We start from the raw sequence: 1654 nt of genomic DNA, 5'->3' as shown, positions 1-1654 counted from the left end.
TCGTCTTTACATCATTCAGAATATAGACCTGTATACCAATCTGCGTTAGAAAAGTAACAGACTAACCTATTTTTTTCTGCTGAAGACCGGATTTTAGGGATAAGACGTTTGATAAGTGATTCGTAGCCATTTCAAAAAAAACGCTTTTTACAAGCGGTATCTCCGGATCAAATCCGGATGGGTGGAGAAGCAGACTTTTTTTCATGATGTTAAAACTTGCTTAGATGTGTAAAACCCGTCATGAGTCATTGAAGCTCGTGTCAAAAAAGAAAGTCTGCAATAACCAACGGTCATTCGTGTTACTTTACTCCGTGAGCATTACTATTTTCTCCACGAATAATAAAAAGTATGAATCGAGCCAATGCCGGACGTTTAGTTTTGCATATGTATTTCCGGATTCCGGACAGATTGATTTTACAGGCGATTGAGTTCCCTGTTCCATAATCGCTTTTGATTACCTATGAAGATACTGGATGTGCTTGTTGTCGAGGATAACCTGATGACACAAGCTGTAATTGCTGACACATTGATTGAAGCGGGCCATTCGGTAGCTGGTCTGGCCCGGAATTTTACTGAAGCCATGCAAGTAGCCAGAAACAGGGCTATCGACCTTGCGATTCTGGATGTATCTCTGGGCAGCCCTGACGGTGATGGCATCCACATTGCCCGGGAACTACAACAGCTCCATAATCCGGACCTGATTTTCATTACCGGCACTACAGATATTAATCTGCTGGAGCGCATAAAAGAGACCTCTCCCGCCAGCTTTCTCAGTAAACCTTTCCAGAAGCTTGACCTGAGGATGCAGCTTGATCTGATTTCCCGGAAGCGTACGCAAGCCACGGCAAAGACGGATTTTATTTTTATCAGGGATGGCGACTCGTTAATCAATATCCGCGTGTCCAGTGTGGTTTATGCTGAAGCCGCCGGTAACTACACCTGTGTCTATGTGTTGAACCGCAAAAAGCCGTTTACCATTACCAATAACCTGCAAAACGTTAGAAATCAGTATTTCCCTGATTTATTCAGGATTTCACGGAGCAGCCTGATTAATCTGGCTTATCTGGACTCACTAGGCCGCGACAGTCTGACCGTTCAGCTTACGGATACGGTTAATCCGGAGTTGAAATCGCTCAAAATTTCGGCAGAAGCCAGAAGTGAACTCTTAAAACGTATACCGAAGGCCGGTGCCAGATAAATGAGCCGCCGTCAGGTAATCGGCATATCTGACGGCGGACTGTATACGTTATCGGTTATATTTGCCGGCAATCAGCAGCTGAATCTGAGACGGATATTTGTCTGTATGATAAATCTGGTTATGCGCCCCTCCCCCTTTCGATGAATCGAAATTATTCCCGCCGGTGTTCAGGTTCCGGTCAAAACGCGGGAAGTTGCTGCCGGAGATGTCGACCCGGATCCGGTGTCCCGGCGCAAAAAAGTTACTGGTAGCCATCGGGCTCAGCACAAGCTTATACACGTTTCCTTTCTCCATAAAAACCTCCTTATCGAACCCTTCCGGATAACGGGCGCGGAGGATCGTTTCGTCGAGGTTGAAGGCACGGCCATCCGGATAAACATCGATCTGCTTAATGGTGCAATCGGTGTCTTTGGCATCTGAGCCGACATAAAGCGTTGTGTCAATATTACCCGATAC

Annotated in this window: 2 protein-coding genes; one reads left to right on the top strand and one right to left on the bottom strand. The window is 45.9% G+C overall.

Annotation, left to right across the window (positions count from 1 at the left end; all coding sequences use genetic code 11):
• Positions 1–460 precede the first annotated feature (460 nt).
• Entirely contained in the window at positions 461–1198 is a 738-nt protein-coding gene (locus tag BLX24_RS30235; RefSeq protein ID WP_071506897.1) for a LytR/AlgR family response regulator transcription factor, read from the top strand.
• Positions 1199–1246: 48 nt separating this feature from the next.
• Here BLX24_RS30235 and BLX24_RS30230 read toward each other — a convergent pair.
• Positions 1247–1654 (bottom strand): CocE/NonD family hydrolase (locus BLX24_RS30230; RefSeq protein ID WP_143092920.1); only part of this gene is annotated, 408 nt, incomplete at its 5' end.

It is taken from the genome of Arsenicibacter rosenii (genome assembly GCF_001870735.1).
GTDB lineage: Bacteria > Bacteroidota > Bacteroidia > Cytophagales > Spirosomataceae > Arsenicibacter > Arsenicibacter rosenii.
Note: the sequence above shows the minus strand (reverse complement) of the source record. Positions and strands in the feature narration are given on the sequence as shown.